Here is a 5,505-nt window from a genome sequence, read left to right as displayed (position 1 = left end):
GTGATCACAGCCTCCATCAAACCCGGTGCTTGACAACCAAACGGCTCGCAGAGATCAGCACGTTCTACAACGCGGGCGGCGGCGAGGTCAAAGTCGACACCTACACGCTCGGATCGACGCTGAACATTCAGAACGAGCCCGTCCTGCAACTGGACTCGATCACCCGCACCGGCTACGACGCCGCAGGCGGATCGATCGCCACCCCGCCGGTGACGTTCACCTACAGCCACGTGGTGGACAACCGGGTCTACGGCTACGAGACCGACCACGGTGTCTTCCCGCCGATGAAGTTCGCGCGGATGAGCAACATCCGCACCGAGACCGGCGCGGACATCGCCATCGACTACACCAACCACGTCGACACCGACCAGCCGGCCTGCACCGCCACCAACGTGCCCACCGACCTGCCCAACAACAAGCGCCTGTGCTACCCCGTCCGCCGGACCCTGCCCTACAACGAGGGCACGTCGCTGGACTTCTTCCACAAGTACGTCGTCAAGCAAGTCCGGGTGCAGGACACCACAAGCGGATCACCCACCCAGATCACCGACTACTCCTACAAGAACGCTGCCTGGCACTACGACGACAACGAGTTGGTCAAACCCGCCGACCGCACCTACGGCCAGTTCCGCGGCTTCGCCACGGTCGAGACCCGCGCGGGCAACACCGGCCACACCCCACCCGACAGCGGCGGCGCGGGCGCGGACAAGCGCACGTACACGAAGAGCCTCTTCTTCCAGGGCATGCACGAAGACCCGTTGCCCGACAACGTCAAGCGCGACGTCAAGGTCAAGAACTCACTCAACGAGGAGGTACACGACCTCGACCAGTACGCGGGCGCTGCCTTCGAGACTCAGACGTTCAACGGCGACGGCGGTGCCCTGCTGTCGAAGACCATCACCAACCCGATCACCATCGCCAGCAACGTAACCCGAACCCGGACCGGACTGCCCGACCTGGTCGCGACGATCACCGCCACGGAGCGCACCCGGCAGTTCACCGAACGGCGCACCCCGCCCGGTGTCACGGAGCCCACCCCGCCGCTGGTGGCCACGACGGTCGCCCGCTACGACAGCACCGGCCGCGTCATCGCCGAGACCAGCTCAGCCACCGGCCTACCGGACCAGTGCGCCACCACCGAGTACGCCACCCACCCGACGATCACCAACCAGGTGAAGCAGACTGTCGCCTCCACCGGCGCCTGCCCGGCGTCCGGTGAGCCGCAGACCTCAATCACCGCGGCCACTCGCACTTCTACGACGGCTCCACCACCCTCGGTGCGATCCCCGGCCCCGCCGACGTCACCCGCGTCGACACCGCCACCTCTACCGACGCCAACGGTCAGCCCGTGTACCAGACCACCGGGTCCGCAACCTTCGACGCCTCCGGGCGCACCCTGTCCGTGACCGACGTGCTCAACCACACAACGACCACAACCTATGTGCCCGCGCTCGGCGGTGTGGTGTCGAAAATCGAGACCACCAACCCGAAGCAGCAGAAGTCCACCGTCACCCTCGACCCCGCCCGCGGCACCCCGCTGACCGCGACCGACGTCGCCGGACGCGTCGCGCAAGCCCGCTATGACGCGTTGGGCCGCGTGGTGGAGGTGTGGCAACCCGGCCGCGCTCCCGGCGCCGAACCCAACGTCAAATACCAATACCGGGTCGACAAGACCTTGCCGCTCGCGGTCACCACCAAGACTCTGGTCGACCACGGCGCGGGCACCAACTACCTGACCTCGATCAACCTGTACGACTCCAGCGGCAGGCTGCGCCAGACCCAGGTCGACGACGTGTCCAACCCGACCAAGCCCGTGGTCAGCCCGTGGGAGTCAGCGGACTCCCGGGTCGTCTCCGAGATCTTCTACGACTCCCACGGCAGGCAGCAGCGCTCGAACAACCGCTACCTCACCACCGGCGCTCCCAGCACGAGCCTGATCACCGCGGACGCGTCGAACGTCGACGACCGCACAGTCACCACCTACGACGGCGCCGGACGCCCCACCGTGGTCACCGCCTACCGCGGCGACACCGCCACCCGCGACACAAAGACCTTCTACGGCGGCGACCACGTCACCACCATCCCGCCGCAGGGCGGCGTCCCCTCGACGGTGATTTCCGACGCCCGTGGTCGCACCACCGAACTGGTCCAGTACACGGCGGCGCCCACGGTGACCGGTGACGTGGCCTCCGGCGGAAACCCGCAATCGACCCGCTACACCTACAACCCCAAGGGCCAGCTGGTCGAACTGACTGACGCACTGGGCACCAAGTGGGGCTTCGAGTACGACTTCCTGGGCCGCCAATCCGCCCGCGTCGACCCAGACTCGGGCCGCTCCACCACGACCTACAACCTCGCCGGGCAGGTCACCTCGACCACCGACGCGCTCAACCAGGTGCTGTCCTATGACTACGACGAGATCGGCCGCAAGACCACGAGTTGGGAAGGCGCCCCGTTCAGCCGGGTCAAGCTGGCGTCCTGGGCATACGACACCGCGGCCAACGGTGTCGGCAAGCTGCACTCGGGCACGCGGCACACCCCGTCCGGTGACTACACGGTCGAGACGAGCGGCTACAACAGCCGGGGTCTCCCGTTCGACCAGATCGTCAAGATTCCCACCGGTCAGGAAGGGCTGGCCGGCACCTACAAGACGCAACTCGGCTACACGAGCACGAGCCTGCCGACCTACGTCACGCCGGCGCACGCCGGCGGTCTCCCGGCGGAGAACATCCAGTTCACCTACGACCGCTTCGGCCAACCGCAATCCACCCGTGGCGTGAACACCATCGTCGCCGCCTCCACCTACAGCTCCGCCGGTGAGCCCTTGCGCTACGCGTTGGGTGGTCTCGACCAGGTCGCGTTGACCTTCGACCGCGACACCCACACCCATCGGGTCAACCAGATCACCATGACCGCGGTCAAGGCGGTCCCGCAGATCGACGACGTCCAGTACACCCACGACCCGGCCGGAAACCTCACCAAGGCCTACAACACGCAGGGCCACCCCGACTTCGGCGGCACCGAGCGCACCGAGTGCTTCACCTACGACGGGTTGAACCGCCTCAAGGAGGCGTGGACCTCCGCCACCGCCAACACCTGTGCCGCCACACCGGGCGCGGGCAACGTGGGCGGCGGTACCACCCCGTACTGGTCGTCCTGGGAGTTCAACAAGGTCGGCTCCCGCACCAAGCAGACCCAGCACCAGATCGCTGGTGGCCTCACGGGTGACACCACGACCACGTACACCTACGCGACACCCGGTCACGCCCACGCAGTCACCTCGACGGCCACCAGCGGCCCCATGGGTGACACGTCGACCAGCTACCTCTACGACGCCGCGGGCAACACCGACACGCGCGTCCTTCCCGCCGGTACCCAGGACCTCACCTGGGACAAGACCGGCCGCCTCGTCAACGTCGACCTCACAACCACCACCCCCACAAACGATTCAAGCTACGTCTACGACGCCGACGGCAACCAGCTGATCCGCACCGAACCGGGCAAGACCACCCTGTACCTGCCCGGACAGGAAATCACCCGCAACACCACCACCGGTGCGGTCACCGGCACCCGCTACTACACCCACAACGGCACCACCGTCGCCGTCCGCAACACCGGGCAGAACCCCACCTACCTCAAAGCCGACATGCACGGCACCAACCAGGTCGCCGTCGCCTCCAACAACTACACAGTCACCCGACGCACCCAGGACCCCTACGGCGACCCACTCGGCGCCCAGGGCACCACCCCGTGGCCCGACACCCACGGATTCCTCAACAAACCCACCAACACCACCACCGGCCTCACCGACATCGGCGCCCGCAACTACGACCCCACCCTCGGCGCCTTCATCTCCGTCGACCCCATCCTCGACATGGCCAATCCCCAGTCCTGGACCGGATACGCCTACGCCAACAACAACCCCACAACCCTCTCCGATCCCACCGGGCTTATCTCCGACCTGGACAACGAGAAGCAGGAAGCCCGTTACAGGGAAGAAAACAACGCCTTCGCTGAGCACCGCAAAAATCAAGAGTGGGAGACAGGCAACTCCCCCGCCACGAACGACCCGGGCGAACTCGCACAGCATTTCGCCCCGTTTATTAACACGCCTACTCTTGACGGTGATCCGGGGAATTTCTGGCGCCCCAACGACGGATGGAGTGGCTCCGGGAATAAAGTCTGTTTCGGCAGAACGGCGTGCAACAAAGCCATGTTGCACATTTTGGAGCATCCAGACGACATTGCAGGCGCCAAACGTATCGCCGCCTTTTACTGCGTCGAAAACTTCGACGTGTGCGACGAGCATGCTGTAGCGTACGGAATCTGGTCGAATTTCAAAATTAACTTCCCATACCTGCTCGCCATCGGTGCTGCTCGCGGCGTGGAAAAATCAGGTGTAGTCGCTTCGGAAGTTGTTGCTGCAGGTTCAACGGGTGGGGGTGGAGCAGTTTCACGTGCTGTATCTGACCTACTTGTTCCTGCTCAGCAGGTAGCAAAAAGCAGGGGTTTCGAATTTGCCGCACTCGGCAAGGGTAAACTCTGGGCCAACAAGGACGAAAGCTTAGCATTGCGCACACCGGGTCACGTGGCCAGCGTAAAGGAACTCGGGTTTACCAAGGGGGATATCGGAGTCATCAGGGACTATTATGCCGGGGTTGCCAAGACTGCTCCAGCAAACCCCAGCGCTCGGCAGCGTGCTGATCTAATGACGTATATCGTGGAGAATTGGTAGGTGGGTTATGGAGATACGCGTCTGGGGTTATCGCGATATTATCGTCCGTTTTGAGCCTTCCGGTGCAGAATATCCGCTGGCGCAAGGTCGATATTTCGTCATCGACTGGCCCGTCGATGGTCAGTCACCGGTGGGTGGTGTTGTTTGGGATGAAGATGGGCTGGTCGTCTCTGAGCCGGGCGGCGGTCTGGCGCATCGGATCTGGGACTCAGATGGCAATGAAGTCTCCGTTATCGGTTAATGTGCAGTAGCCTTGGGAAGGCTAGAGAAGTGAAGCTGCGCGCCGAGAATGTCAAATATTGCGGACTGGGACGATTTCGGCGGTGCTCAGTCGAGTTACGTGCCCGTGATTTGGGCATGTTCTGTGTAGTGAGCTTCTCGCGCGTCGTTGCGAGCCTGATCAAGCAGCCACCTGTCGCCCCATCCGCTGTCCGCCAGTGGGTGACAAGCCCTGGCTTGTGACACAGCCAGGCGGGTAACCATTCCGGATCCCGCGCGGCATTGGCGGTGAGATCCACCTGTGCAGAGCGCCCTGACAAGGTGCGGCGTTCAAGTCGCCTCGCGGTGATATGACCCTTGTGTCACAAGAGCTTGCGCACGCGTTCGACAAGTCTCACACTGAACGTGGTGGAGCAAAACTGGAGCACGGCAAGGAGTTGAACGTCGTCGAACTGCATGCAACGGCGTTGAACGGCAGGCAATGGTGATGCATGTCCTGTGAGGTTCCCCCTGTGAACCGGACACCCTGATCCCTGGCTTCGGCTTGGGGA

2 protein-coding genes and 1 pseudogene are annotated in these 5,505 nt (G+C 63.9%); all 3 read left to right on the top strand.

Going from position 1 to position 5,505, the window contains the following annotated elements; genetic code table 11:
* Nucleotides 1-1,406: pseudogene (locus tag GPZ80_RS31720) on the top strand (hypothetical protein); the annotation flags it as partial.
* The gene (locus GPZ80_RS31715) at nt 1,349-4,735 is read left to right on the top strand and encodes an RHS repeat domain-containing protein (RefSeq protein WP_187224791.1); all 3,387 of its coding nucleotides are present in this window, start codon (nt 1,349-1,351) and stop codon (nt 4,733-4,735) included. The pseudogene GPZ80_RS31720 and the gene GPZ80_RS31715, both read left to right, overlap by 58 nt.
* Before the next feature lie 7 nt (nt 4,736-4,742).
* Nucleotides 4,743-4,976: a hypothetical protein gene (locus GPZ80_RS31710; protein WP_187224790.1), complete on the top strand. Its 234-nt coding sequence runs from the start codon at nt 4,743-4,745 to the stop codon at nt 4,974-4,976.
* Nucleotides 4,977-5,505: the final 529 nt, after the last annotated feature.

Origin of the sequence: Actinokineospora xionganensis, assembly GCF_014323725.1 — a bacterium.
Classification (GTDB): Bacteria; Actinomycetota; Actinomycetes; order Mycobacteriales; family Pseudonocardiaceae; genus Actinokineospora; species Actinokineospora xionganensis.
Note: the sequence above shows the minus strand (reverse complement) of the source record. Positions and strands in the feature narration are given on the sequence as shown.

Bases quoted from the DNA above. Each gene is read 5' to 3' on its own strand.
- GPZ80_RS31710 (WP_187224790.1), top strand. From the start codon at position 4,743: ATGGAGATACGCGTCTGGGGTTATCGCGATATTATCGTCCGTTTTGAG.